Consider the following 26,909-nt stretch of genomic DNA (forward strand, 5'->3'; position numbering starts at 1 on the left):
CTTACCGACGTTGCCGACCGCACCCTAGGTGCACGCAGCACGCCGCTTTAGCTCAGATGGCCAGAGCAACGCACTCGTAATGCGTAGGTCTCGGGTTCGAATCCCGAAAGCGGCTCAGGTGAGGCCCAGGTCAGATAGCATCTGACCTGGGCCTTTGTGCTTGTCGAGGACCCGGAACCGGGTGCCGTCGATCGGCTGCCGCCGGGACCGGACAGGCGGCAGCCCCGCCCTGGCCCCCCTTCGGGGCGCGCCGGCGCGGACCTCGCTGTGGAGACCGCGGACGCCGCCCCCCGGCCTCACGCCATCGAACGATGAGAGGACCGGCAGAACACCGCCTCCGGCCCTCTCACACCTTCTGGCCGGCGCGTTCGTGCTCGCGCAACAGCGGCAGCACACGGGTGTAGAAGATCCGCATCTCATCCCGGGTCGGCCAGCCCGAGAAAATGAACTCGCTTATCCCGGCCGCCTTGTACTCGTAGAGATACGCCGCGACTTCCTCATAGCTGCCCACCACACAGAGTGCCGGCCCACCGCGATATGCCACGGCACCGGAGTACAGCATGGGAGAAAGCCAGTCGGCCTCGGCGGCCTCGGCCAACTGGAAAGACGTGTTCACCGCCACGGAATCGGAGGAGGCCACGGCGTCCGCGATCATTTTCCGGTGATTCTCATCGGGATCGCCCATCAGATCGGCGAGATCCGCCAACGCTTCCTCACGGGTTTCTCTCGCCAACACGTGCATACGGGTTCCCACCCGGCCGCCCTGCGTCAGAACGGACTTCGCCGCCGCGGCCATTCCCTCGGGCGTATCGCCGTACCGCAGCCAGCAGTCGCCGTGGTCCACGGCGGTCTGCTGAGCCACCTCGGACGCCCCGCTGATGTAGATCTCGGGGCGGCTTCCCCCCTTGAACCCCAGACCGATCTGCGCGTCCTTGATGCGATAATGCTCGCCCTCGTAGGACAGCGGCTTCTCACCGCTCCAGAACCGGTGGAGAATCTCCAGGAATTCATTGGACCGTGCGTAGCGCTCGTCGTGCGCGAGGAAATCTCCGTAATACGCCTGCTCGGCCGGGGAGGTACCGGCGACCAGGTTGAGGGATATCCGTCCGTCCGACATCCACGAGACGGTGTTGACCACTTGGGCGAAGAGCGTCGGTGACAGCAGCCCGGGACGGTAGGCGAGGAGGAACTTGACGCGCTCGGTCTCGCGGACCAGTGCGCCGAGCATCGGCAGGGGGTCGGGCATGTGGTAGCCGATCCCCATGAGGAGCGAGTCGACGCCCAGGTCGTCCGCTTCGCGCGCGAAGTCGACGATCCCGTCGAAGTCGAGCTGGCCGATCGTGTATTTCCCCGTCGCCTTCTGCTGCCCACTGAGCGGCGAGTTCCAGTGAACTCTCAGCTCATCCGAGTCTGACCGCAGTTGGCTTGACAAACTGCTCGCGACCACGTTCACACCTTCCGATCGCTCAAAATCCGATGGTCTTGCCCCGTCAGTACCTTCGCGGTGCCGCCGAGTTCGACGTGCAGGTCCGGTCCCGCGGCGGCGGTGATGGTGGCCTGGCTGCCGAGGGCGTCACCCATGTCGACGGCGATCCGGTGGACACCCCGTCCGGCCAGATGCGCGGCGAGGCAGGCCGTGCTGTTGGCGTTGGCGATGTCTTCCGGAACGCCGATCGAAGGAGCGAACATCCGGGCGGCGATCGCCCCCTCGGGCGAAGGCTCCGAGTAGACGTACGCGCCGAGCAGGCCGAACCGGTCACAGGCCGCCCTGAGGCCGTCGAGGTCCGGGCGCAGCGCGGCAAGCACGTCCCGATGGGGGACCGGCACCAGAATGCGTTCGCGGCCCACACCCGCGATCCGGACGTCCGATCCGGTCTCGTCCGGCCCGAGCCCGAGGGTCGGGAGAACCAAGGCGCGCTCCTCCGCGGTGGGTTCGCGCAGATCGACGGGTCCGGGATCGAAGGCAGCGGTGATCAGTTCCCCGTCACGCTCGGCCCGGCCGGCGAAGACGCGCCCCCCGGCCCGCAAGGTCGTCCGGTAGGGCCAGGCACCGCCGTACCGTGCCGCGAGGAGGGCGAGGGCGGCGACCGTACCGTGACCGCAGGCGGGCAGTTCCCCTTCCGCGGTGAAGAAACGCAGCTCCGTCGCGTCGTCGGCGTGACGTATGTACACGGCGTGCGAGGTGCCTTGTGCGACGGCGGTCCGGTACCGCTCGTCCGCGCCCGGCGGCGGGCCGGTCGCGTCGTCCTCCAGCACGACGGCCGTGGGACTGCCGCCCGCGCCGCCCCGCAGACACGCGTGGACGACCGTCACGTTCGGCGCGCTCACGGAGCTGTCACTTCGCGTCCTCCAGCGTGGCGTACCCGGTGGCCGCCGCGGTGTCCCGGGCGTCTTCCTGGAGTTGGAAGAGCGAGCCGAAGGGGCGCTCCGCGAGCGGAAGGCGCCACGCCCCGCCCTCCACGCGTGCCGAGTCCGACACATTGCCGCGCAGCAGCCTTACTCCGGCCTCGTTGTGGCCGGCGTGCGCGCCGAAGTGGATCGGGTAGGCGTCGGCCGCACGGTAGGCCGGCAGAAAGGCGCGGCGGTAGCGGTCGGAGCGGTTCGGGGAGGAGTAGTGCAGCAGCAGGGGGTGGATGAAGATCACGCTGCCGGCGGGCGCCTCGAGCGACACCGCGAGCGAGGCGTCCGGGGCGTCGGCACCCGCCACCTTGCCGCGGAAGAAGCCGTCGACGTAGTGGTCGGCGAGGCCGCGCAGGTGCGAGCCCGGGATCGCCTGGAGGGCGGAGTTCTCGCTGGTGGTGTCGTCCAGGTAGAGGAGGGCCGTCACCAGGTCGGTGTTGGTGTGGGGGTAGTAGGCGAAGTCCTGGTGCCAGTCCACGACACTGCCCACCCGCGGCGCCTTGAGGTGAAGCTTGCTGTAGTGGAACAGGATGTCGGGGCCGATGAGTGCCTCGACATGGTCGAGCAGCCGGGGGTTGGCGGAGGCACGCTCGAACGCACCGTGCTGCTTGGTGGGCGCCCAGATCCGGCGGGCCATGCCGTTGTCGCCCGGCTCCACCTCGGCCACGGAGCCGATGTCCGGGACATCCAGGACCTCGGTGATGGCGGTGTTGAGCTCGGCGACCTCGCTCGGGTCGAAAAGCCGCTCGACGAGCGCGAAGCCGTTCTCCCGGTATTCCTTGACGAACGCTGCTGTGTCGGGTGCGGACATCCCCGTTTTCCTCTCTGCTGGGCGTAAGGAGGTGCGGTGAAGGGTGCGGCTGGTGCGGGTCCGCCGGTGAAGACCGCCCGGCGGACCCGTGGTCTCGGCGCGGGGACGCGGACCGTCCCCGTGAAGGCCTCGACCGTTCACCCCTCCAGCGCACGAGATCCTCGCGTGCCGGTCCGGCCGGCGGCGTGGATCCGGGATGTACGGATCAGACGGCGGCGGGCTCCGGGCGCTTGGCGACGGTGTCCTCGTAGATCTCCCGGAAGAACATCGCGAGGATCTCCTGGACATCGTCGATGTACTTGAAGACCTGCTGGAAGTCCTCCTCGGTGAAGATCAGCTGGCGGAGGATGTCCCACATCTCCTGGGAGTGGTCCTCGGTGGTGTCGACGTGGAGGTGGGCGGCCTGCCCCTTGACGTTCTCCTTGCCGAGCCGCTCCTGCAGGTTGTCGACGATGGCCGGCTGAAGCTTGACCTGGGTGTACTCGACCAGGTAGTTGGAGACGACCGGGGCGAGTGCCGACTCGTGCTCCAGGGTGTAGTAGAAGAAGCCCTCGAGGAGGCGAGTGGAGAGGTAGGGCTCGGTGGCGAGGATCTCTTCCTCGGTGATGCCTGCGGCCTCGGCGTCGCTGATGTACAGCTTGTCGTGCAGCATCTCCTCGGCCTGGTACTGCGCGTAGTCACGGGCGGCCCTGGGCGCCACCTGTGCGATCTTGTAGATGGCCTTGGACTGGCTGACCCGGGAGAGGCGGATCCGCCACACGTGCTCGATGAGGGTGCGGCGGTAGTACGCCTGGTGGAGCTCGGGCTCGGTCAGGTGGGACGCGAAGGGAACGGTGGCCTTCCACTCCGCCATCTTCTTGTCCATATAGCGGTCGAGTTCGGCCTTCTTCAGACGGCTCTGTTCCTCGGTGTAGAGCGGCTTCGGATGGTTGATCCCGGTGTTCTGCACGCGGTTCATCGCGTTCTCCTTCACAAGAGGGTTCGCAGACAGACGTACACGGAAAGGCAGGGTGTGCTGTGTGCCGCCACCCGGCGCGGTGGTGGCCAAATCCCGGGCGATCTCCTCGACGACGTGGGTGGACCCGGCGCCGAGGCCGCCGGCATCAGCGGTAGCGGACGTGGAAGTGCTCCGCCGCGTGTCGGTCGAGGAACGCGGTCTCGGCCTCGAGGTCGTCGGCCGCAACGTCCCACAGGGCGTCCATCAGGCAGATCCCCCGGTCGGACGCGTCGAGTTCGGTTCCCTCCACCACGTGGAGGCGCAGGATCCGCGGCGGGCGGGTGGGCGGCTCGAAGCGGATCTCGTCGATGGTCCGCCCCTTCTCCCCGTACTTGCTGAGGAACACGGTCGCCCGGGTGGGTGCGCCGGTGCGCAGGGCTTCCAGCTGGGAGGCGCGGGTGAGCCGGTCGCAGAAGGCGTCCCGCTCGCCGTCGGGCAGCAGCAGGGACTCGGTCCACAGGTCGAGGAGGGAGTATCCGGTGACGGTCTGGGTGCTGGGGTTGATGAGGCTGCCGCCCATCCGGGGGTTGATCTCGATGATCTCCCAGCGCTTCCTGGACTCCCAGTACTTGACCTCGATGTGGAAGACGCCGGCGGTCAGCCCGCGGCCCGCCAGCGCGGCGAGGCAGCGGGTGACGTGGTCGGATCCTTCCAGCACGAGTTCGCGGTCGATGCTCGCGGGCGGACTGACCGACATCCCCTCCAGGGTGGTCCGCTCCAGGCGTTCCACACGGGCCTTCTCGTGGACGCACAGGTGGTGGACCCGTCCGTCGAGGACGACGGTCTCGAAGCTGAACTCCGGTCCCTCGACGTACTCCTCGACGAGGAAGTCGTACCGGTCCATGAAGATCGCCTTCATGCGCCGGTCGGCGCGCATCTGCTCCTGGATCGCGGGCAGTTCGGCCAGATCCCCGACGTCGTCCAGGACGAAGGTGGCGAAGGACGAGGCACCGCGCACCGGCTTGACGAACCAGCGCGTGTCGGGGTCGAGATCGGGTATCGCGCCAGGGGCGAGGCGATTGACCCGAACCTCGCTCAGTCCCTCGGCGAAGAGGTAACGGCGCAGTTCGAACTTGTCGAGGCAGAGACGCAACGCGGCCTGGGTGGAGTCGCGCGCACCGAGCTTCTCGTTGAACTCGGCCATCAAAAGCCGGTAGCCCTCGAAGGAGGCAAGGACGGCCTCGATCCGGTAGCCCCGGTCGGTGAGTTCGCGGAGGGCCTTCTCGACGTCGCCGGAGCGCAGTTCGGCCTCTTCGGTGACCACGCAGTCCGCCAGATGGCGACGGGTCCCGTCGAGGACCGCCGGCTCCTCCGGCCGGGAGCTGAGGCCGACGAGGGCCAGGTCGAGCCCGGCGGCGGCCGCGGCGATCTCCTCGGTGTACGACTTGCCTAGGTGCAGGAGGAGCAGGATCGCTCTCTTCATCTGTGCATCTCCTCGAAGTTCCGGTACGGGGACCTCCCTCAGCGCAGGCGGGCCGCCTGACGGTCCTCGGTCTCGGCCTGGTGGGCACGCAGGATGTCCACGAGCCGGGCGGCACTGCCCTCACGGACCGGGTCGACGACCGGGAGTCCGGTGTTGGCCTCCAGCTTCTCGGCCTCCCGGCGGTACTCCTCCTCGGTGAAACCGAAGCTGTTGACGCTGATGGCGGCGACCTTGGCGGGCCGTTCGAAGACGGTGAGCTCCTCGTTCATGCGGATCAGCTCGGGGATGGGGATGATGGGTGTCTCCCATACCTTGGTGCGCTCGGCGCCGAGACGGTGGCAGAAGACCAGGGCGTGCGGCAGGGAGCCGTGGAGGATGGCGAGGGCGACACCGCTGAATCCGATGTGGTTGAGGGAACCCTGGCCCTCGACGACCACCCAGTCGTTGCCGGCCGCGGCCTCCAGGACGGCCTGCTCGACGGCACCGCCCATGAAGTCGCCGGCCACGCCGTCGACCGCGACGCCGTGGCCCGAGATCAGCATGCCGCTCTGGCCGGTGGCGGCGAAGCCGGTGCGGATGCCACGGCGGTTGGCCTCGTTCCAGATCTCCAGGGCGGCGGTCTTCTTGCCGATGTTGGAGTCACTGCCGCAGGTGTGGATGACCCAGGTGTCCAGGTCCAGGACACGAGCCCGGTTGAGCGGCACGGCCGGGGAGTCCTTGGTCTCCCAGACGGTGACGCCCTTCTCACGGACGGCGTGGGCGATGTCCGGGTCGTCGTTGAGGCGGTAGTGGATCGAGTTGATCAGGTGGAGGCCGTTCTGGACGGCTGCGAGGAGATGCGGCCGCCAGCCGGAGGGCAGTTCGGCGGAGTGCAGACCCTTGCCGATGATCATTACCTCGGGGTGCAGATGCAGAGCGTGCTCGACACGGCCGACGATCGGGATCGCGCCACCGTAGCCGAGGACGTCCTGAACGGTCTTGCCGGCCTTGCGGCTGTCGATCACGGCGACACAGCGATCCCCGTTGTAGCGGATCAGCGAGGCCGCGATCTTGCTCGTGAAGAGCCCGAAGCAGCCCTCGGCGAACAGCACGAACTTCTTGTCGATCAACTCCGCATGGCTCAACTGACCCACGTCTTTTCCTCCACAGACTCGATGGTTCGACTGCCGAATGGCACGAGATGTTCGAGCGCGTTACAGGACAGGCTCAGTCGTCAGGCGGTACTGCGCACGCGCCTGGCGCACGGCGGCCTCGATCTGCTCCTGGGTGCCGCCCCGGAAGAGGAAGCGGCCGCCTTGGAGCGTGGCGTACGAGCCGGGACGGGAGACCAGGACCTCCCCCTGCCGCGGCACCAGTTCGCGGTAGACATAAGGGACGTCGCCCAAGAGCGGAGTGGCGGACGTGACCTTCTGGGGCAGTGGCCTGGGGCCCGGAATGATCAGCCAACCGCCGCTCAGCTCCGGGTCCGGGACCGGCAGGTCGAGCGGGCGGTCGAGCAGCACGTCGGTCCACAGCCGGAACAGGTTCACACCGTGCACGTCATGGATGACGTACGACACGTCGGCGCCCGGCACCCGGGCTCCGACCTCCAGGAACACCAACTCGTCGCCGGTGTCGAAGAGTTCCAGGTGAAAGGCGGAGCTCCGCAGGCCGAGCGCGGTCAGGCAACGCACGGCGAAGTCCTCGCAGCGGCCGCGCGCCACGGGGTCCGTCTGGAAGACGGAGCCGAGCGGTTCACCGAGGCGCTCGAAGTCCAGGCAGGTGGAGATGTAGCGCGAGGTGCACAGGAACAGCGGCTTGCCCTCGGCGTCCAGGACGCCGTCGACGTGCAGGATCTCGCCCTGTACGAACTCCTCGATCTCCAGGTCGTCCAGGGTCCGTTCGGCGCACAGGGCCCGCAGCTCCTCGGCCGAGGCGATCTCGCGCACACCCTGACTGGACGCCCCACGCACCGGCTTGACGATCACCGGGTAACCGAACTCCTCGGCCGTCGCGAGGATCTGCTCCTCGGTCCGGCAGGACGCCCAACGCGGCACCCGGAGACCGGCCCGGTGCAGCGTCTCCTTCATGACGGTCTTGTCGCGGAACCTGGAGATCTCCTCAGGCCCGGGACCCGGGATGCCGTACCGCTCGCGCAGGGTCGCCGCGAGGTCGAGGAGCATTTCGGAGAAGCCGATGACGTGGTCGAACGGTCCCTGGTCGCGGACGATGGCGTCGACGAGTTCCAGCACGCCGTCCAGATCGCCGAAGTCCGGTACGACGTGCACCCGTTCGGCGTCAGCGGGTACCCCGCTGCGGCCGCCCTCGTCGCACACGTAGGTGACGCGGTCGGTCTCCGGGTCGAAGACGACCTCGGGAGCGGCGAGGCGGTTCTCCCAGCGCCGTTCGTCCTCGTACAAAGGCCAGCGGGTCAGAAACAGAATTGCGCCGGACATAGATGTCGTCCTCACGGTTCAAAGGCTTTATGATCGCGCCCGGCCAGGGTGGCCGGTTTACGGCAGCGGTGGGCCCCTCAAAACCGAAGGAGAAACATGACGTGAATTCCGGAACGGCCCCCAACGCGCTTTCGCGCTGCCCCAGCCTCGCATGGGACCGGCCCGGCCAGAATAGGACCTAGGTCCCGGCGCCCCGGCGACGCGGATGCGGGCACACCGCCGGTCTCAGGGGCGTGGCGATGTCCGGGTGGTCTCGAACACATGCAGGTCACAGGGGGTGACGCACACGTCGGCCGGCGCCGGCCTCGCCACCGGCCTGCCCGCGCCGTCCAGGCGCGACGGTCGTCGGGCCCCCGTGTCCGGCGTGGGACCGGCCAGATCTCCGCCGGTCTCCGCGCCCTGTCCTCACCCCCTTCCCGCGGGCCGGCCCAGGGGCCGGGACACCGGCCGGAAAAGCCGACCGAGTGCGCTGAACGGGGCGCCGGGACAGGCTCGTAGAGGGCAGCAGGCCGGAAACGCCATGGGTAGATGGACCTATTGCCCTCGTGCCACACGGGACACAGAATTCCTGACACGCCCACCGCCGGTGGAGGGCTGTCATTGCGCGCCAGAAGGCACTTCCCCACGTGCCGTCCCATTGTCTGAGCACCACGTGGGCGGATGACGTGTACGCGCTTCGCGGATATCGCCGGCGCCGCACACGGCAGGGGACATCGCCCCGCAATTGGGCTTCGAATCCGGACTGAATCTCGCGGGACAGGATGTGGTGTTGCTGTGACGACGGAGACGGTACGGCGAGCCAGCTCCGAGGAGTTCCGGGCGGCAATGGCCCGCTTCGCGGCCGGAGTTGTCGTGGTGACGACTCTGGGCGACGGTGGACTGCCGCGCGGATTCACGGCCAGTTCGTTCTGTTCGGTGTCCCTGCAGCCACCCCTGATCCTGGTCTGCCTGGCCAACTCGGCCGACTCCTTCGAGGCGTTCGACTCCTGCGGACGCTTCGCGGTCAGTGTGCTCGGACCCGAACACGAAGCAGTGGCGAAGCAGTTCGCGACCAAGGGCACCGACAAATTCGCATCGGGCGGTCTGTCCTGTACGCCCGCAGGACTGCCGGCCGTGGCGGGCGCGCTCGCCGAACTGGACTGCGAGGTGCACGCCCGGCACCCGGCCGGGGACCACATGATCCTGATCGGCAGGGTGTCGGACGCACGCCTGGGCGAAGGCGCGGCCCCCATGGTCTATTACGAGCGGGAGTTCCGGTTCCTGGCCTGAGTGGAAACCGGAATGGGAAAATAGACCTATTGCCCGCACGCCGCACGGGACACAGAATTCCTATCGCGCCCCACTGTCGAAGCAGGGTAGTCGCCGCGCGGCAGGAGAAGCTTTCCGACTTCCCGCCCCGGCATCGAAGTCCCAGTGGTGGGATGGCATGTTCTCGCTCCGCGGATACCACCGGCCCGGACGTCGAAGCGACATTGCTTGCACAGGTATCAGACGGCGAACGATGGAAAACGGGAGATACGAGGATGCTACTGAAGGTCGATCCGGTCGATTCATTCTCCGGAACGTTCCGAGTCCCTTCTTCGAAACCGGAGACGCAGCGGGCTATTCTCGTCGGCACTCTGGCCGATGGCACGACGCGCGTCTTCAACGATCTCCGCTGCGACGAGACGGAGACCATGAAGAACGCGTGCCGTGCGATCGGCGCGAAGATCACCGAGCACGACGACTTCCTGGAGATCGAGGGCATCGGACAGTCGTCCCCGCGCATCGGGCGCGTCATCCAGTCGCGCGGCTCGGGTCTGGTGTTCCGCGTCGTGACGGCGCTGGCCTCCGCACAGCCGTCGCCGGTCGTCGTCACGGGTGACGCCACGCTGCGCAACCGCGTGATGGAGCCCCTGCTCCAGGCACTGCGCGAACTCGGCGCGGACATCGAGTCGATCGTCGGGAAGGACCAGGCCCCGGTCGTCAACTGGGGACACCGCCTGAAGGGCGGCACCTGCCGGCTTCCGGGCGACATCAGCTCGCAGTTCATCACCGCCATCCTGTTCGCCGCGCCGCTGGCCGAGGGACCGGTGGAGATCGAGGTGACGGGCGAGGTCTTCTCCAAGTCGTACATCCGGCAGACCCTGGCGAGCCTGACCGAGGCGGGCATCAAGGTCTCCGCGTCGGAGGACATGCGCCACTACCAGGTGGAGCCCTCCGCCTACCAGGCCCAGGACTTCACCACGCGCGAGGACTACACCTCGGCCTCGTACCTGCTGGCCGCCGCCGCGCTCTTCCCGGGCCGGACCGTCCTGACCAACGTGTACGGCGACAGCATGCAGGGCGAGTTCGCGATCGTCCCGATCCTGGAGCAGCTCGGAGTGAGCGTCACCTTCGACCGGGCCACCTCGACGCTGACCGTCGACAACCCGCCGGGAAGCATGCGCGGCGACTTCGAAGTGGATGTGCGGGACTGCCCCAACATCGTGCCCACGCTCGCCGCCCTCGGGGCGTACGTGCAGGGCAGCCTGCGGGTGACCGGCGGGCGTCTCACCCGCTTCCACAAGGCCTCCCGCATCGAGGCCATGGCCAGCGAACTGACCCGTGCGGGCGTGGACATCGAGGTCCTCTACGAGGACGGGGTCTGCGACGGCTTCGTGGTCCGCGGCGCGCAGACGTACCCCGGTGGAGTGACGCTGTCCAGCTGGGGCGACCACCGCATCTTCATGTCGCTGTTCGTGGCGGGCCTGCGGATGCAGTCCGCCAACCGGTTCTCGGGCTTCGAGGACGTCCGGCTGTCCTTCCCCACCTTCCTGGAGGAGTTCGCCAAGGCGGGCGTGTTGACCACGGCCGTCGAGGAGGAGAACGTGCCGGCCGAGGCCGCCGCCTGACCCTGCCCCCGGCAACCCCGGCGGCACGCCGCGCCTCGGCGCCACGTGCCGTCGGGGTCACGGGCGCGTGACACACGCAGCCGCACACGACGGAGCCGACGGCGTGCGGACTGATCCGACGCCCAGGCGCCCGTCGTGCCGCCGGGCCCTCGGGGCCCCGGCGAACGACACCCGCCACAACCCGCTCCCCGTTCAGGAAGTCCCTTTGATGCCTGCCAGGCCTGCCCCCCGACTGCGCGCCGACGTCTCCCAGCTCCCTCGCTACGTCCCCGGCCGGGCCGCGCCCAGCGACCGGGTGGACAAGTTGTCGTCGAACGAGAATCCCTATCCCCCGCTGCCGTCGGTCGTCGCCGTGCTGCGCGAGGAACTGGAGCGCGTCAACCGCTATCCCGATCCGGCCAACCGCGCGTTGGTCACGGAGCTGTCCGAGACGCTCGCGGTGCCCCCGGAGCACCTCGTGCCCGGCACCGGCTCGCTCGGGGTCACCGGGGACCTGCTGCGCGCCGCGGCCGGCGATGGGGACGAAGTCATGTTCGCCTGGCGCTCGTTCGAGGCTTACCCGCAGCTCGCCTGGGCCAACGGGGCGACGGCTGTGCAGGTTCCGCTGCGTGAGGAGCGGCACGATCTGAAGGCCATGGCCGACGCGGTGACGGACCGCACCAGAGTGATCATCGTGTGCAATCCCAACAACCCGACCGGCACGGCCGTGCACCGCGACGAGCTGGAGCACCTCCTCGACCGGGTGCCGGGCGACGTACTGGTGGTGCTCGACGAGGCGTACCGCGAGTTCGTCGACGACCCCGACGTACCCGACGGCATCGAGGTGTACCGCGAGCGGCCCAACGTCGCCGTTCTGCGCACCTTCTCCAAGGCGTACGGGCTGGCGCGGCTGCGCGTCGGCTACGCGGTCGCGCATCCACCGGTCGCGGCCGCGCTGCGGGCCTGCGCCGTGCCGTTCGGCGTCAGCGGACTCGCCCAGGCCGCCGCGCGGGCCTCGCTGAACGCGGAATCCGAACTGCTGGAGCGGGTGCGGACCCTGGTGGACGAGCGCGCCCGGGTCACCCGCACGCTCCGTGCCGCGGGCTGGACGGTTCCCGACAGCCAGGCCAACTTCGTCTGGTCGCGCCTCGGTTCGCAGGCGCGAGCGTTCACCGACGCGTGCGAGGCGGCGGGGATCATGGTGCGCCCCTTCGGCGACGAGGGGGTGCGGATCACCATCGGCACTCCCGAGGCGAACGACCGCCTGCTGAAGATCGCAAGCGACTGGCACGCGTGAGGCTCCTCGCGGCGGCCCGCGAGGCATGCCGGTCGAGCGTGCTGCCCGCCTCGAAGGCGACCTTGGCGTGATCCTTCTCCTCGTTGAGGACGAGGATCACGCACGTCTGTCTTCGCAGCCCGGTTCCCGGGATTACAGAGAGTGGGAATTCACCGATCCCGGAGGGTTCGTCGAGCCTTCCGGGATCAAGCCGTCGAGGACCCGGGCCGGCACCGGCCCGTGGTTTCGCTGCGAAAGGCCTAAACCGTTGCCATTTGACAGCGACCATGGAATGATCTTATTGCCCCACTGATGGCTAGGGGTTTCCTGAGCACTGCCAGATATCTCCCCGCTCGCAAGAGCACGATCGCTCCCGATGAGGGTCGAGCGGGTGAAGGACAGCAGGGAGATCATGGAGATCCGGGCGGCGTACGACCTCACAGGCAGCCACGCTGCCCCGACGGCGTCGGCCGGGTGCGATCACCCCACGGCGGCCCCGTACACGAAGAGGCGCGAGGTCGGGCGGCAACCTGACGAGCGCCGTCGCCGGGCCCGCGTGGTCGACGATGTTCCGGGCCGCACGGCGGCCGGAGTGCCATCCCAGTTCAGGCCCGGTGGGCGCCGTTTACGCAGGCCGTGGGTGACCGAGCCGGGGTTATGGTTCCGGTGCGACCACGGCGGAGCGTCTGCCAGGCGCAGGACGACGCGTCGGGACGCGATGTCGCGCCGGCGGATCGCGAAGGCCGCCTCGGTGCCCATGGACGGCACGGGCAGGAGCCCCGTCACCGAGGCCCTCTTCCCTCGGCACCGAGCCGGCGACCCGATCGCCCGCGCCCTCCCGAAGATCGTGTCTTCCGCCCCGGCCACCGCCGATGACATCGGGTCCCGGCGGACGCCACCGGGCGTTTCCACCGGCTGGTCGACGCCGCTTGTGAGCGGCGGACGACCGCGGCCGGCAGCAGTCTCCTCCCCTGTGACTCCGGCGAGTTCACGCCCGAGCCCCTGTCCGCCGACCGGCAGGGGGTGAAGCCCTTCAGTTGACCGGGCCGACTCGGAGGCGGGGCAGTATCCGGCCGCCACCGTGCAGAACCCCCCGTCCGCCAGTGGGGTGCCGACCATTGGCCGCCGCCGGGGAGTTCGAAGACACCATGACAGCCATTTTCGTCTTGCGAACGATATGGCGTATTCACACGGGGGAGTTCTCATTGCCGCCATGCCCATGTGCGCTTTCCGTCGATCCGCTGGGATCTGGAACTCGTGGCGATGCTTCCGGAGGAAGGTACCTCGGTCCGGCGGAAGACCGTCGTGACCACCGGCCGGCCTCCTCTCCCTCCGCTCCTTCCCGGGCCGTGCGCGGTCCGGCCGATCGAAACACCGGGGTGCCCACCATGACCGTTGCGTGTCACGTGCCCTCGCCGGCAAACCGCCTGGGGCGAGGGCGCCAGGTGAAGGAAATTCCTTGGACGTTATTTCTCATGCCCTTTGGGAGACGCATGGAGAGACAGGACGTGGAAGAAGCATCGGTCGCGGAACTCACCTCCCGGGAACTGGAGGTGCTCCGCCTCCTGGTCCTGGGGTTGAGCAACCGGCTCATCGCTCGGGACCTCGACATCTCCGAGAAGACGGTGAAGAACCACCTCAGCAGCATCTACCTGAAGATCGGCGCCACCGACCGGATCCAGGCGACTCTCTATGCCCGGGACGCAGGCCTGACCGACCCCGCGGGGGCGACTTCGTCCGCTCCGGTGTCCACCACCTTCCCCGACAACGACGCAGCGCCCGCCGACCCCGCCCTCACCGCACGTGAGCAGGGCGTGCTCCGCCTCCTGGCCCTGGGGTTGAGCAACCGGCTCATCGCTCGGGACCTCCACATCTCCGAGAAGACCGTAAAGAACCACCTCAGCAGCATCTACGCGAAGATCGGCGCCACCCACCGCACCCAGGCAGCCCTCTACGCCTTATATTTCGGCCTGTGAACCGCCCCGCGGCCGGACCGTTCCGGCCGGAGGGCACGGCCGCTCGTCATCATGCCTCCTCGGTGAGAAACCTCCGCACCAGTTCCCCCGCCTCATCCCGGCACTCCTCGAAGTAGGCGTGCCGGGCACCCGGGAAAAGGTGGGCGCGGGCACCGGGGATACGGGAGGCCAGCAGGCGGAGGTTGTCCGCCGGGGTCAGCCGGTCCTGGTCGCCGTGGAGGATCAGGGTGGGTGCCACGATGCGCGGCAGATCGCTCCAGGCGTCGTGCTCGTTGCTGGCGACGAGGTGACCGCGGCGCGCGTGGGCGGGCATCCGCGGGTCGCCGAGGGTCCGGTAGGGGCCGGGGTGCGCGGCCCGCCAGGCGGGGGAGTACATCAGGTCGGCCAGCACCCGGCGTACGGCCTCCGCGTCCGGCTGCGCGAGGGACCGCCGTACCGACACGTCGCGTTCCACGGCGTGCGGACCGCCCGGGGAGGTGCAGCCCAGGATCAACCGGCGGATCCGTTCCGGGTATCGGATCGCGAGCGACTGCGCGACCCGGCCGCCCATCGAGGTGCCGTACACGTCGGCGCGCGCGACACCGAGCGCGTCCAGGACCGCCACGACGTCGTCCGCGAACTGCCGTATGGAGTACGGCCCTTGGGGCTTGTCACTGTCGCCCGTGCCACGCAGGTCCAGGGTGACGGTGGAGCGCACGCTGTGGAAGTCCTCACGCACGCCGTCCCACCAGTGATGGTCGTTCGCCTGCCCGGCGAGGAGCACCAGCGGCGGCCCCTCCCCATGGTGCTGGTAGGCCAAGGCGGTGCCGTCCTGGGCGCGGACGAAGGCCGGAGCCGGCCGGGCGTGTTCGGTCATCGCCGTCCTTCAGACGGGTTCGCGCGTGGTGCCACAGGTCCTCCTGACGGTGACCGGGGAAGGAACACGGCATGAGCGTTTTCGGTGTTCTGCCCGGCAGGGGTCGGCATGAGCGGACGGCGGAGACCGGTCCCGGCCGAGCAGGGTGATCGATCCGGCGGGCGGTACGGCCCGGCCTGGTCATGGCTGGTGGTCCTGCCGCTCCGGCTTGTGCGGCAGTCGTTCCATGGGTCAAAGGGTCGACCGGCGGGCCCGCGCCATCTCGATGTCCGGGACATGCTTTTCGGCCCAGACCCGTACAGCGCGCAATGGGACGAGCAAGGAGCGGCCCAGCGGGGTCAGAGCATACTCGACGCGGGGCGGATTCTCGTCGTACTCGTGACGACTGATCAAACCGTCGGCCTCCAGGGAGCGCAAGGTCTCGGTCAAGGCTTTCGAGGTGATGCCCCGGATATGGCTCTTCAGCTCGCTGAACCGGCGCGGTCCGTCGTCGAGGGCGTTGACGACGAACACGGTCCACCGGGCGCCGATGCGGTGCAGCACCGTGCGGCTCGGGCAGGTCGCTGCCATCACGTTGTACGCCTTACCCACTGCTGCCCCCAGTTTCGTTGTAGATACCGGTATCAATTCCATACCGTTCTATCCGATCCTACGAGAGGGCGTGAGACGCATGGAGCGGATCCTGGTCATCGGCGGCGCGCGGGCGCTCGGCGCGGCCGTGGCAAGGCGTGCGGCGAAGGACGGGTACGACGTCGTGGTCGGCGCCCGCGATCTGGCCGCGGCCGACGCGCTCGCGCACGAGATCGGCGCCGCGTCGGTGCGGATCGATCTGCAGGACGAGTCGACCCTCGCGGCCGCGGCGGAACGGCTGAAGGACGGGGTCGACCACATCGTCACGACCGGCTCGGCGCCGCACGACGTGCGCGTGACCGAGCTGGACCGCGACAAGCTGCTCACCGCGTTCACGGCGAAGGTGATCGGCCCGATGCTGGTGGCCAAGCACTTCGCGCCGGTACTGCGGCCGACCGGATCGATGGTGCTGTTCTCGGGTGTGGTCGGCTGGCGTCCCGGGCCGGGATCACTGGTCAAGGGGGTCACGAACGGCGCTATCGAGTACGCGGCGCGCCACCTTGCCGCGGATCTGGCGCCGGTCCGGGTCAACGCGATCTCGCCCGGTGTCGTGGACTCGGGCCTCTGGGATCGTCTCGGTGACAAGAAGCCCGCCTTGTTGAGCAAGAGCGCGGCCAAGACCTTCGTCGGACGCCACGGTGAGTCCGAGGACGTCGTCGACGCCGTGATGTGGCTCCTCCGCGCGGGTTTCGTCTCCGGCGAGACGATCCACGTCGAGGGCGGCGCACGCCACACCTCCCCCTGATCTCCGGCCGCCCGCTGCCTTCGAGCTCGCGAGCGCTGCCTGCCCCCGGGATCCCCTCTGGGAGAGGCGGAGAACCGGCGGCAGCCGGCGGCCGCCCTTGAGTCGGCAGACCCCGAACTCTCCTGTGCGTCAAGCGGGCCGGGCGTGTTCGGCCCGTGCCCGGCGGCGGACGGCGTTCTCGGCCTCCGAACGCCCGAACACCTCGCTCCTGTCCGGCACACCGCGTCACGCGCACCTGGCCACCAGCACGAACCAGTCACCCGGGAGACAGAGCATGTCCGAGCACATTCTGGTCGTCGGCCCCGGTCGCGACTTCCCCCCTCGCATCCGTCGCGCCCAGCCCGGGGCGCGGACCACGGTCATCTGCGACATCACCTACATCGGCCGGGTCCGCGAGCCGGGTGAGAACGCCCGGGTCATCTGCATACGCAGGGATGCCCCCGAGCAGGAGTGGATCGACCTGGCCATGGCCGTGCACAAGTTCGATCCGTTCACCCTCATCGCCTCGTTCGGCGAGTCGGACCAGTACCCGTACGCGGCGATCGCCGAGGCCCTGGGGCTGCCCGCACACAGCCGGGAGACCGTGAAGCTGGCCCACGACAAGGCCGCGATGCGGGCCTGGCTGCGCGAGAAGGGGATCGACGGCGCGGCCGCGGCGCGCGTCGAGGACCTCGACGAACTGCGTGCCTTCGTACGGCGGCACGGTCTGCCGTGCATCGTGAAGCCGGTGACCAACGCGGGCAGCGCCGGAGTCAGCAAGGTCACGTCCGAAGACGCTCTGGAGCGTGCCTGGGAGCGGGCCGCCGGGAGCGGCCCTGGCTCGGCCCACTCCGGTGTGCTGGTCGAGGAGTTCTTCGACGGTCCGCAGTTCAGCGTCGAGGCCTTCTCCGAGGGTGGCGAGCACCAAGTGGTGGGCATCACCCGCAAATACTCCGACCCGGCGACCTTCGTCGAGCTCGGCCACGTATCGCCCGCCGACCTCCCCGGCGAACAGCGCCGGGACATCGAGTCGTATGTGAAGCGGATCATCGAGGCCATCGGCGTGTGCGACGGGCCCACGCACACCGAGGTCGTCCTCACCAGCCGTGGCCCGCGGCTGATCGAGACGCACGTCCGCATGGGCGGCGACAAGATCACGGATCTGACGCTGGACGCCACCGGTGTCGACATCGACGACTACGCGGTCCGCCAGGCGCTCGGCGAGCGGGTGCTGCCGGGCCTGCGGGCCGCCCTCGACGCCCCGGACCGGCCGACGAGCCCCTCATCGATCTGGTTCGCCTCCGTCGATTCGGCGGGCGTCCTGGAGGCGGTCGTCGGAACGGACGAGGCGGCGGCCGTGCCGGGGGTGACCGAGGTGTCGGTGCTCGCCGAGCCCGGCACCACGATCGGCACACTTGCCGACTCCGAGTCGCGGCTGGCGTACGCCCGGGCTCGGGCGGACACCGCCGACGACGCGCTGAAGGCCGCACAGCAGGCCGTCTCCCGGCTGGAGTTCCAGCTCAGGACGCGCGCGCAGGGCGTCGAAGCGGTGGTCTGAGCCCGCGCAGGGGGTGCCCACGCCGGCGCCGCCCCAAGGCGGCGGCCTGGGACGAATGCGTGCGTGCCGTTGGCACCCCCGGCCACGGCGCGGCTCACTCCCGGACCAGGACGGCCGGCCCGTTCGACATGAGCTTTCGACCACCGGCTCGGGACGTCGGTCGTCCGGCGATTCGTCCAGCCGGCCGGCGGCGGCTCCGGTTGCGCCGCATCTTTACAGGCCCGGAAGAGAAGAGACTTCTGTCATGACGACTGGCTCCCCAACCGTCGCATCGCCTCGCGGCACCTCGTCGGACTCGGGATTCTGGTACTACTGGGGCGCCGCCGGCATCAGCAGCCTGGGATCCGGCATCACCGCCATCGCCCTGCCGCTGACCGCCCTCGTCGCTCTGGACGCATCGGCCTTCGAGGTCGGTCTCATCACCGCCGCCAGCTATGCGGGCGCGGTCCTCATCGGGCTGCCGGCCGGCGTGATCGTGCAGCATTTCCCGTTGCAGCGGCTGCAAGTCGGCATGGACCTGGCCCGGGCCGCCCTGATCGCCTCGGTCCCGGTCGCCGCATGGCTGCACATCCTGACGCTCGTACAGCTCGTCCTGGTCGGGCTCTTCATCAGCCTGGCCAACATCCTTTTCGACGTCGCCAACACGTCCTTCCTTCCTTCCATCGTCCCCAAGGAGAAGCTGACCGCTCGCAACAGCCTCATCTCCGGGACTCTGGCGACCACACAACTGGCCGGTCCGTCACTGGGCGGTCTCCTGGTACAGATCCTGGGAGCGGCCACCAGCCTCGTCACCGACGCGGCCAGTTACCTGCTGTCCGCCAGCCTCCTCTGGCGCATCCCCAGGGACGGTTCCCGCCGTCCCGCGCGCAGTCACGAGCCCTTCGCACAGCAGATCAAAGCGGGCCTGAGGTTCGTGGTGCGGCACCCGGTCATACGCCCCTGCGTGATGGCCTCCACCGCCCTGAACCTGTCCTCCGGAGCGGTCCTGGCCCTGGCGCCGGTCTTTCTCGTCCGGACAGCCGGTCTGCCGGCGGGGACGGTCGGTCTCGTACTCGCCAGCGACGGAGTGGGCGCCCTGATGGGTGCCTCGCTCACCACTCGCCTCGCGGCCAGGATCGGAACGGCACGCACCGCACTGGCGGCCACCACCGCGGGAGCCGTCCTCACGCTGTGCATGCCGCTCGCCCACTCGAGCTGGGCGGCTCCCTGCTTCGCCTTGGGCCAGGGCGGTTTCGCGGCCGGCATCACCGTCTTCAGCGTCATCACCGGCACCCACCGCCAGAGCGTCACCCCGCCCGACCTGCTGGCACGCGTCGTCGCCTCCGTCCGCTTCTTCACCTGGGGAGCGATTCCGATAGGCGCGCTGCTGGGCGGTTCCGCCGCCGACGCCTTCGGAACGCGCAATGCCCTGTTCGCGGGCTGCACCGTCGCCTTCGTGGCACCACTGGCTCTCTGCTTCAGCCAGGTCCGCGGCAAAAGGGACCTCGACAGCTGACCACCTCGCCCGAGTCCCGGCGCACAGCCGCCGATCCGCCGCGCGGACCGCACGGAAGCGGTGTCCGATGCATTGACAGTGTGCGATCAAAGTAGGTGTCATTGTGGGAGCGCTCCCACGTTTCCGTCGGCACCTCCCACTCCGTCTCGGAGGCAACCATGCGCACTCTCGTCACGCGATTACGGCACCGACCCTGGGCCCTGGCCGCACTGGCGGCCTTCTCGGCCGTCGGGCTGCTGCTGTCCGCCTTCGTCGCGGCGCCGCCCAGCAGCGCCGCGGACTCCGGCTGCCGGGTCGACTACACCGTCAACCAGTGGTCCGGCGGCTACACCGCCGCGATCAAGGTCACCAACCTCGGCCCGGCGATCACCGGTTGGCGGCTGACCTGGACCTACGGCGGCGACCAGAAGGTGACCTCGGCCTGGAACGCCACCGTCTCCCAGAGCGGCAAGGCCGTCACCGCCACGGACGCCGGGTGGAACGGCAGCCTGGCGACGGGCGGTTCGGCCGACTTCGGCGTCCAGGGGACCTACCAGTCCGCCGACCCGACGCCGACCGACTTCGCGGTCAACGGCGTGGCCTGCGGCGGCACCACCACGCCGACCGACCCCGGCACCCCGCCCACCACCCCGCCCCCGACCGATCCGCCGACCGGCGGTGACTGCGGCGGTGCCGTGCTCTGCACCGGGTTCGAGGACCAGAGCGGTGCCACGCCCTCCGGCGCCTGGCAGTTCGCCGCGCCCGACTGCCAGGGCAGCGGCACGGTCACCGTCGACACCTCGGTCGCGCACAGCGGCGGCAAGTCGATACGGGTGGACGGCAAGGCCGGTTACTGCAACCACGCCTTCGTCGCCACGACGGCCAACCTGTCGTCGGTGGGCCCCGTGTACATCCGCATGTGGGTACGGCACACCACCGCACTCCCCGCCGGGCATGTCGCCTTCGTGTCCATGCCCGACAGCTCCCAGGGCGGCAAGGCGCTGCGCATCGGCGGCCAGAACGGCGCCCTCCAGTGGAACCGGGAGATCGACGACGCCACCCTGCCCGCGCAGAGCCCGGCCGGTGTGGCGCAGAGCAGGCCGCTGCCGACCGGCAGCTGGCAGTGCCTGCGCTTCATGATCAACACGTCGAACGGCAACCTCGACACCTGGCTGGGCGACCAGCAGGTACCCGGCCTGCACGAGGACGGTGTCCCCACCGCGGACATCGACCAGCAGTGGCTGTCCCGCACCACCGCTCCCCGCCCCACCGGCCTGCGCCTCGGCTGGGAGAGTTACGGCGGCGGTGACGACACCCTCTGGTTCGACGACGTGGCCGTGGGCTCCTCGCCGATCGCCTGCTGACACCGATCGGCACCGGCACCCGTGCCGCCCGCGGCGTCCCCGGCCGGGACGCGGCAGGCGGCACGGCGCCCCCGGCCGGCGATCCGCGAGGCCGTCCGTCCGCGCCGAGGCGGTTTCCTTCCGCCCCTTGGACGGGAGCGTTCCGTTCGTAGAATGCGGCCATGACGGAACCCCCTCTCAAGTGGGGCATCCTCGGCACCGGGTGGATCGCTCAGCGGTTCACCGAGGATCTCCTCCTTCTCCCCGGCCACACCGTTTCCGCCGTCGGCTCCCGTGTCCCGGAGACCGCGGAAACGTTCGCTCGGCAGTACGGCGTCGAGCGGGCGTGGGGCTCGTACGAGCAACTCGTCGCCGACGACGAGGTCGACGTGGTCTACGTGGCGACGCCCCACACCTTCCACTTCGCCCACGCCACCCTCGCCCTCGAAGCGGGCCGGCCGGTCCTGGTGGAGAAACCCTTCACCGCGAACGCCACCGACGCCCGGCGACTGGTCGAACTCGCCCGGAACCGCGGCCTGTTCGCCATGGAGGCGATGTGGACCCGGTTCAACCCGCTGATCGCCAGGCTGCGGGAGCTGGTGGCGGACGGGGCGATCGGTGACGTCACCTCGGTCTACGCCGACTTCGGGACCAACGCGCCGTACGATCCGGCGCACCGCCTGTGGTCCCCCGAACTCGGCGGCGGCGCCCTGCTCGACCTCGGCGTCTATCCGCTGTACTTCGCCTGGATGCTGCTCGGCGCACCGGAGACGGTCCAGGCGACCGCCGCCACCGCTCCGACCGGTGTCGACGCCAACACCGGGATCGTGCTGGGGTACGCCTCCGGGGCCGTCGCGGTGCTGCACTGCTCCCTGACGTCCGACTCGCCGTGCACCGCGGTGGTGAACGGGACCAAGGGCCGCGTCGAGGTGCCCTCGCCGTTCTACTCGCCGCACACCCTGGTGCTGCACCGCGAGGGTGCCGAGCCGGAGACCTTCCACCTCGACGTGGTCGGCAACGGCTACGGCTACCAGGCGGAGGAGGTCGCCCGCCGCCTGCGGGCGGGGGAGACGGAGTCGCCGGTGATGCCGCTCGACGAGACCCTCGCCATCCACGGCAACCTCGACACGATCCTCGCCCGGATCGAGCGCCAGGCGGCACTGACGAGCCGCACGCCCATGTGACACGGGCGGCGGGGGCGGGGCGCCGAACTCGAAGGGCGCCGCGCCCCGGTCGCCGGAGACGAACCGGTGCGCGCGGGCCGGTGGCGAAGGCGGCTCGGTGCGCGGGCCGGCGGTCGAAGGCGGCTCGGTGCACGGACCGGTGGTGAAGGCGGCTCGGTGCACGGACCGGGCGGTGGTGGGCGAACCCACGGACCTGAGGCAACATCTTGGTGAACGAGGAGCGGCGCGCGGTCGGAGCGCGCCGCCACCGGCCGGATGGGGTGAGGAACGTGGCGGAGCCGAGGATCGCCGTCGCCGTGGTGACGATGGGCAACCGGCCCGCCGAGGTCGACGCCCTGCTGGAGTCCGTGGCGAAGCAGGACCTCGCGCCCGCCCGGATCGTGATCGTGGGCAACGGCTGCCGGCTGCCCGAGTTCGCCCGGCGGCTCTCGCTGCCCGGCGAGGTCACCGCCGTCGACGTGGACGAGAACCTGGGTTGTCCGGGCGGCCGCAATGTGGCCCTCGCCCGGCTGCGGGAGTTCGGGGACGTCGACGTCGTCGTGGAACTGGACGACGACGGCCTGCTCGTCGACGCCGACGTGCTGCGGCGGGTGCGCGACCTGTACGCCGCCGATCCGCGCCTCGGCATCGTCGGCTTCCGCATCGCCGACGAGCACGGCGAGACCCAGCAGCGGCACGTGCCGAGGATCGGCAACTCCGATCCGATGCGCGGCGGTTACGTCACCGGGTTCCTGGGTGGCGGCCACGCGCTGAGCATGGCCATGCTGGCCGAGACCGGGGACTGGCCGGCCGAGTTCTTCTTCGCGCACGAGGAGACCGACCTCGCCTGGCGGGCCGTCGACGCCGGCTGGAAGATCCGGTACTCGCCCGAACTGCTGCTCCGGCACCCCAAGACCTCCCCGGCCCGGCACGCCATCTACTACCGGGTCAACGCCCGCAACCGCGTCTGGCTCGTGCGGCGCAGGCTGCCGCTGCCGCTGATCCCGGTGCACCTCGCGGTCTGGATCCTGCTCACCCTCGTCCGCACCCGCTCCGCCGCCGGACTCAAGGCATGGCTCGGCGGTTTCGTGGAGGGCCTGCGCAAGCCGGCGGGCGAGCGCCGCCCGATGCGCTGGCGGACGGTGTGGCGGCTCACGCGGCTGGGGCGTCCGCCGGTGATCTGACGGGAGCGGTGGCGCCGGTCCCGGTCCGGAGCGGTCGCCGGCGCCGGCCGCGGGCCGGAGCCGGCCGTGGGCGTCGGCCGCGGACCGGTTGCCGACGCCGGGCCTCCCGGGACGCGTCCGGAACAGGAAAGGCCCCCCGACCTGGAAAAACGGGACGGACCCCGGCCGTTCACCTCTGCCGACCGGGGCCATGCTCGTCCCCGGATCCGGCCTGCGGCGACACTCCCCCGAGTTACGCGACTGACGCGCGCGCCGTCGGGCCGGTTCCGATGGAATGATCACATCAAGACTCGCCAACAGATCGCTAACATGTGGCCAACGGTTCACCGGAAGCATGCGTACCGGTTGGCCGGAAGTCGTCGGGCGGGACCGGCGACAGAGGAGTGAGCAGGGCGTCGGCGAGCCGCAGGGTGGCCGTTGACCAGGCCACATGCGAAGGGGCGATGCCGGGAGGCCGTCCGCGGAAGGTGGCGTGAAGTCGTTGCGTACGGGGCGGAAAGCCGCCAAAGTACGGCGGGCGCGCGTCCGCCGTGGAGCATGGTCGGCCCCGACCGCGCGGGAAGGCAGTGGAGCGGCGTGAAGCGGCTGCGCGAACTGCGATTCGGACTGCTGGGACCGCCGGTCCTCTACGACCGCTCGCCGTACGACAACCCCGGCGACCCGGAGTCGTACGAGGCCGTCGAGGCCACCGAGGGCGCCGTCCGGCCCATCGGCAGCCCCAAGGTGCGCGCGCTGCTCGCGGCGCTGCTGCTGGAGCCCGGCCGGGTCGTGTCGGTCGAGTCGCTGACGGAGGCCCTGTGGGGCGGGGCGCCGCCCGCCTCCGCGCGGGCCTCGTTGCACAACCACGTCACCCGGCTGCGCCGGCTCCTGGACGACCCCGATCGGCTCCGGTCCGTACCGCCGGGCTATCTGCTCCGCGTCGAGCAGGGCGAACTGGACGTGTACGTGTTCGACGCGCTGGTCGCCGAGGCGCGCGCCGCGCACGCCCGGCGCGACTGGCCGGGCGTCGCCCGCGCCTGCGCGGCCGCGCTCGTGCTGTGGCGCGGGACCCCGCTCAGCGGGCTGCCCGCCGACCTCGGCGGCAACGCCCTCGTACCGCGCCTGGAGGAGGCGCGGCTGCTCCTGCTGGAGTGGCGGTACGACGCCCAACTCGCCGTCGGCGGCGGCCGGTCCGCCGCGCTCGTGCCCGAGCTGGCGGCGCTCGTCGCCGAGTATCCGCTGCGCGAGGCGTACCACCGCCAGCTGATGCTGGCCCTGCACCGCACGGGCCGCCAGGCCGAGGCCCTCGCCGTCCACCGCGATCTGCGCGCCCGGCTGATCGAGGAACTCGGTGTCGAACCCGGCCCGGCGGTCCGCGAGGTCCACGTGGAGGTGCTGCGGGGGAGCGGGGAGCCGGTCGAGGAGGGGGCGCGGCCCGGTGCGGAGCCGGAGTCCCGGTGGCCGGCGGAGGGGATCCGGCCGGGGGAGGAGCGGGCGGCGGACCGCCCGGCTCCCGCGGGCCCGTGTGACGGCGGCTGCGGAGGCGGGCCCGCCGAAGAGGCCGAGGACGACCCGAGCGCGTCGCCGCCCGCGCGCAGCACCCGGCTTCCGCCGCCCCCGGCGCAACTGCCGCCGGCGCCGGCCCACTTCACCGGCCGGGTCGCCGTGCGCCGTGCGCTGCGGCGCGCGCTGACCGAGCCGTCCGAGCCGTCCGAGCCGTCCGCGCCGGGTCCCGCCGTCGCCGTCGTCTCGGGCATGGCGGGCATCGGCAAGAGCGCGCTCGCCCTGTACGTCGCCCATGAGCTGAGGGAACGTTTCGTCGACGGTCAGCTCTACGTCAATCTGCACGGCGCCACCCCCGGCATGCCTCCGCTCGGGTCGGCGCAGGCGCTCGCCGCACTGCTGCGGGACCTGGGGGTGGAGCCCCGCAACGTGCCCGAACACCCGGACGCCGCCGCCGCGTTGCTGCGCTCGCTGCTCGCCCCGTCCCGGGTCCTGCTGGTGCTGGACGACGCGGCGAACGCCGCCCAGGTACGGCCGCTGCTCCCGGCCGGCCCCGGCTGCGCGGTGATCGTCACCAGCCGCTCGCCGCTGGCCACCCTCGACGGCGCCCGGCGCTTCCCGCTCGCCCCGCTGACCGGTGAGGACAGCGCGGCCCTGCTGCGCGCGGTGAGCGGCCGCGCGGGCCTGGACGCCGGTCATGCCCTGGTCGCCCTGACCGGCGGGCTGCCGCTGGCCCTGCGCGTGGTCGCGGCCCGGCTCGCCGCCCGGCGGGCGCTCACCCCGGACGCGCTCGCCGGTCAACTGACGGCGACCGGCGGCAGGTTGAGGCAGCTGGAGTACGACGACCTCAGCGTCCGGCGCTCGCTGGCCGTCGCGCTCGACGCCCTCGCCGCCGCCGAACGGGAGGCCGACCGGGACGCGGCCCTCGTGCTGCGCGGTATCGGCGCGCTCGACCTGCCCACCTACGGCGCGGCACTCGTCGCCCGCCTCACCGGCACCGACGAGCGCCGTGCGGAGGCCGCGCTGGACCGCCTGGTCGACGTCGCCCTCCTGGAGGAGACGGACTACGGCCGCTACACCCCCCACGACCTGGTCCGCGAATTCGCCCGCGAACTGGCCGAACGGTCGGGGGAGCCCCACACGACCACCACCCGGCGCCCGTCGTCCCCGACCCCGTCCGACCCCGCACCCCCCGACCTCGTCGCCCTCCGCTGGTACGCCGCCGCGGCCGAGGTGGTGCTCACCGCCATCGTGGAGCCCGGGCCGGATCTGGACGATCGGCGGCGGCCGACCGCGGCGCAGCCCGCGGGGCATGCCGTGGATGTGGCCGCGCTGCGCTCGTTCGAGTCGGCCGAGCAGGCCTTCGCCTGGGGCGAGACCGAGTTGGAGAACGTCGTCGCGCTGGTGGCGCGCAACGCCGACTCGGCCGATCCGCGCACGTCGGCCCACCTCTCGGTGCTGGCGCGGCTGCTGTTCCCGTATGTGCAGCGCAGCGGGCGGGTCGCCGAGATGGAGGTGCTCGGGCGGGCCGCGCTCACCGCGGCGCGCCGGCTCGGGGACGCCGCGGCCGAGGCGTACGCGCTGGGCGACCTCGCGGGCCTGCACTTCCTGACCGGCCGGCACAACGACGCCCTCGCCCTGAACGACCGTTGCCTGGAGATCTGGCGGCGGCTCGACGTGCCCACCCGCATCCGCCGCTGTCTGAACAACCGGGGGCTGCTGCTGGAGGGGCTCGGCCGGTACGCGGAGTCGGAGGAGGCGCTGCGGCAGAGCCTCGCCTGCTCACGGTTGCTGAACGACCCCGTCGGCGAGGCCGCCACCCACAGCCATCTCGGGAACCTCTACGAACACACCGATCCGCGCGCCGCCATCGAGCAGCACCGGCGCTCGCTGGCGATCGGGGACCGGATCGGGTCCGTCATCGTGCGGCACTCGGCGCACTGCAACATGGGGTACGCCCATCTCACCCTCGGTGAACCGGCCGCCGCCGCCCGGCACTTCGAGGAAAGCCTGCGCATCCTCGGCGCCCACGGCGACTGGCACGGCGAGTCCCAGACCCGGCTCGGCCTGGTCCGCGCGCTGCGCCGGCTGGGGGAGGACGAACGGGCGTACCGGGAATGCGGGGAGCTGCTGCGCCGCGCGGACGCCCGCGCCGACCGCTACACCGGCGGTCTGGCCCGCCACCAGCAGGGTCTGCTGCTGAGCGCACAGGGCCGTCGGGCGGCGGCCCGGGAGGTCTGGCGCACCGCCCTCGCCGCGCTGACCGGCACCGACGAACAGGCGGTGGTGGCCGAACTGCGCGAACTGCTGGACGGCTGAACAGGT

The 26,909-nt window shown here is 70.5% G+C and carries 20 protein-coding genes and 1 tRNA gene; 12 read left to right on the forward strand and 9 right to left on the reverse strand.

Annotation, left to right across the window (positions count from 1 at the left end; all coding sequences use genetic code 11):
- Nucleotides 1–41 precede the first annotated feature (41 nt).
- Nucleotides 42–115: transfer RNA gene (locus ACSP97_RS19780), tRNA-Thr, on the forward strand.
- Between the two features lie 231 nt (nucleotides 116–346).
- Here the strand turns inward: ACSP97_RS19780 and ACSP97_RS19785 are convergent.
- The 7 genes from ACSP97_RS19785 to ACSP97_RS19815 all read right to left on the reverse strand — a co-directional run bounded on the left by ACSP97_RS19785 (nucleotide 347) and on the right by ACSP97_RS19815 (nucleotide 8,066).
- Entirely contained in the window at nucleotides 347–1,447 is a 1,101-nt protein-coding gene (locus tag ACSP97_RS19785) for an LLM class flavin-dependent oxidoreductase (protein ID WP_355149650.1), read from the reverse strand.
- A 2-nt stretch (nucleotides 1,448–1,449) separates the two neighbouring features.
- Nucleotides 1,450–2,328 carry a PhzF family phenazine biosynthesis protein gene (locus tag ACSP97_RS19790; RefSeq protein ID WP_440553609.1) on the reverse strand — a complete coding sequence of 293 codons (879 nt, stop codon included), beginning with the start codon at nucleotides 2,326–2,328 and terminating at the stop codon, nucleotides 1,450–1,452.
- Between the two features lie 7 nt (nucleotides 2,329–2,335).
- A complete protein-coding gene (locus ACSP97_RS19795) occupies nucleotides 2,336–3,211 on the reverse strand; it encodes a phytanoyl-CoA dioxygenase family protein (RefSeq protein ID WP_355149654.1) in 876 nt (291 codons plus the stop codon).
- 205 nt (nucleotides 3,212–3,416) lie between these two features.
- Nucleotides 3,417–4,169, reverse strand: a complete 753-nt coding sequence (locus ACSP97_RS19800) for an iron-containing redox enzyme family protein (protein ID WP_355149656.1) — start codon at nucleotides 4,167–4,169, stop codon at nucleotides 3,417–3,419.
- 145 nt (nucleotides 4,170–4,314) lie between these two features.
- The gene (locus ACSP97_RS19805; protein ID WP_440553611.1) at nucleotides 4,315–5,631 is read right to left on the reverse strand and encodes an ATP-grasp domain-containing protein; all 1,317 of its coding nucleotides are present in this window, start codon (nucleotides 5,629–5,631) and stop codon (nucleotides 4,315–4,317) included.
- A gap of 38 nt (nucleotides 5,632–5,669) precedes the next feature.
- Nucleotides 5,670–6,764, reverse strand: coding sequence for a DUF1611 domain-containing protein (locus tag ACSP97_RS19810; RefSeq protein ID WP_355149660.1), 1,095 nt, complete (start codon nucleotides 6,762–6,764; stop codon nucleotides 5,670–5,672).
- A gap of 60 nt (nucleotides 6,765–6,824) precedes the next feature.
- Complete coding sequence (locus ACSP97_RS19815) at nucleotides 6,825–8,066, reverse strand: ATP-grasp domain-containing protein (protein WP_355149662.1); 1,242 nt, start codon at nucleotides 8,064–8,066, stop codon at nucleotides 6,825–6,827.
- A gap of 774 nt (nucleotides 8,067–8,840) precedes the next feature.
- Here ACSP97_RS19815 and ACSP97_RS19820 point away from each other — a divergent pair.
- From ACSP97_RS19820 to ACSP97_RS19835, 4 genes are all read left to right on the forward strand, one after another.
- Entirely contained in the window at nucleotides 8,841–9,335 is a 495-nt protein-coding gene (locus ACSP97_RS19820; protein ID WP_355149664.1) for a flavin reductase family protein, read from the forward strand.
- 254 nt (nucleotides 9,336–9,589) lie between these two features.
- Nucleotides 9,590–10,939, forward strand: coding sequence for a 3-phosphoshikimate 1-carboxyvinyltransferase (gene aroA / locus ACSP97_RS19825; protein WP_355149666.1), 1,350 nt, complete (start codon nucleotides 9,590–9,592; stop codon nucleotides 10,937–10,939).
- Between the two features lie 208 nt (nucleotides 10,940–11,147).
- Nucleotides 11,148–12,215 carry a histidinol-phosphate transaminase gene (gene hisC, locus ACSP97_RS19830; protein WP_440553613.1) on the forward strand — a complete coding sequence of 356 codons (1,068 nt, stop codon included), beginning with the start codon at nucleotides 11,148–11,150 and terminating at the stop codon, nucleotides 12,213–12,215.
- A gap of 1,487 nt (nucleotides 12,216–13,702) precedes the next feature.
- Nucleotides 13,703–14,170 (forward strand): LuxR C-terminal-related transcriptional regulator, encoded by a 468-nt coding sequence (locus ACSP97_RS19835; protein WP_355149670.1) that lies wholly within the window; start codon nucleotides 13,703–13,705, stop codon nucleotides 14,168–14,170.
- Nucleotides 14,171–14,219: 49 nt separating this feature from the next.
- Here the strand turns inward: ACSP97_RS19835 and ACSP97_RS19840 are convergent, their stop codons facing one another.
- Nucleotides 14,220–15,026: an alpha/beta fold hydrolase gene (locus tag ACSP97_RS19840; RefSeq protein WP_358679101.1), complete on the reverse strand. Its 807-nt coding sequence runs from the start codon at nucleotides 15,024–15,026 to the stop codon at nucleotides 14,220–14,222.
- A gap of 231 nt (nucleotides 15,027–15,257) precedes the next feature.
- On the reverse strand, nucleotides 15,258–15,617 hold the full coding sequence (locus ACSP97_RS19845; RefSeq protein WP_355149817.1) for a winged helix-turn-helix transcriptional regulator: 360 nt from the start codon (nucleotides 15,615–15,617) through the stop codon (nucleotides 15,258–15,260).
- Between ACSP97_RS19845 and ACSP97_RS19850 the strand changes: the two genes are divergently transcribed.
- The 7 genes from ACSP97_RS19850 to ACSP97_RS19880 all read left to right on the forward strand — a co-directional run bounded on the left by ACSP97_RS19850 (nucleotide 15,571) and on the right by ACSP97_RS19880 (nucleotide 26,903).
- Nucleotides 15,571–16,401 carry an SDR family oxidoreductase gene (locus ACSP97_RS19850; protein WP_382012089.1) on the forward strand — a complete coding sequence of 277 codons (831 nt, stop codon included), beginning with the start codon at nucleotides 15,571–15,573 and terminating at the stop codon, nucleotides 16,399–16,401. The two genes, ACSP97_RS19845 and ACSP97_RS19850, sit on opposite strands and share 47 nt — an antisense overlap.
- A gap of 274 nt (nucleotides 16,402–16,675) precedes the next feature.
- Complete coding sequence (locus ACSP97_RS19855) at nucleotides 16,676–17,938, forward strand: ATP-grasp domain-containing protein (RefSeq protein WP_355529645.1); 1,263 nt, start codon at nucleotides 16,676–16,678, stop codon at nucleotides 17,936–17,938.
- Nucleotides 17,939–18,182: 244 nt separating this feature from the next.
- Nucleotides 18,183–19,433: an MFS transporter gene (locus ACSP97_RS19860; RefSeq protein ID WP_440553617.1), complete on the forward strand. Its 1,251-nt coding sequence runs from the start codon at nucleotides 18,183–18,185 to the stop codon at nucleotides 19,431–19,433.
- A gap of 158 nt (nucleotides 19,434–19,591) precedes the next feature.
- Nucleotides 19,592–20,776, forward strand: a complete 1,185-nt coding sequence (locus tag ACSP97_RS19865) for a cellulose-binding domain-containing protein (protein WP_440553619.1) — start codon at nucleotides 19,592–19,594, stop codon at nucleotides 20,774–20,776.
- Between the two features lie 161 nt (nucleotides 20,777–20,937).
- Nucleotides 20,938–21,939 carry a Gfo/Idh/MocA family protein gene (locus ACSP97_RS19870; RefSeq protein WP_355149682.1) on the forward strand — a complete coding sequence of 334 codons (1,002 nt, stop codon included), beginning with the start codon at nucleotides 20,938–20,940 and terminating at the stop codon, nucleotides 21,937–21,939.
- A 269-nt stretch (nucleotides 21,940–22,208) separates the two neighbouring features.
- Nucleotides 22,209–23,102, forward strand: a complete 894-nt coding sequence (locus ACSP97_RS19875; protein WP_355529657.1) for a glycosyltransferase family 2 protein — start codon at nucleotides 22,209–22,211, stop codon at nucleotides 23,100–23,102.
- A 537-nt stretch (nucleotides 23,103–23,639) separates the two neighbouring features.
- Nucleotides 23,640–26,903: a BTAD domain-containing putative transcriptional regulator gene (locus ACSP97_RS19880; protein WP_440553621.1), complete on the forward strand. Its 3,264-nt coding sequence runs from the start codon at nucleotides 23,640–23,642 to the stop codon at nucleotides 26,901–26,903.
- Nucleotides 26,904–26,909: the final 6 nt, after the last annotated feature.

The sequence above is a fragment of the Streptomyces sp. SCPE 10 genome (assembly GCF_051980735.1).
Taxonomy (GTDB): Bacteria; Actinomycetota; Actinomycetes; order Streptomycetales; family Streptomycetaceae; genus Streptomyces; species Streptomyces misionensis.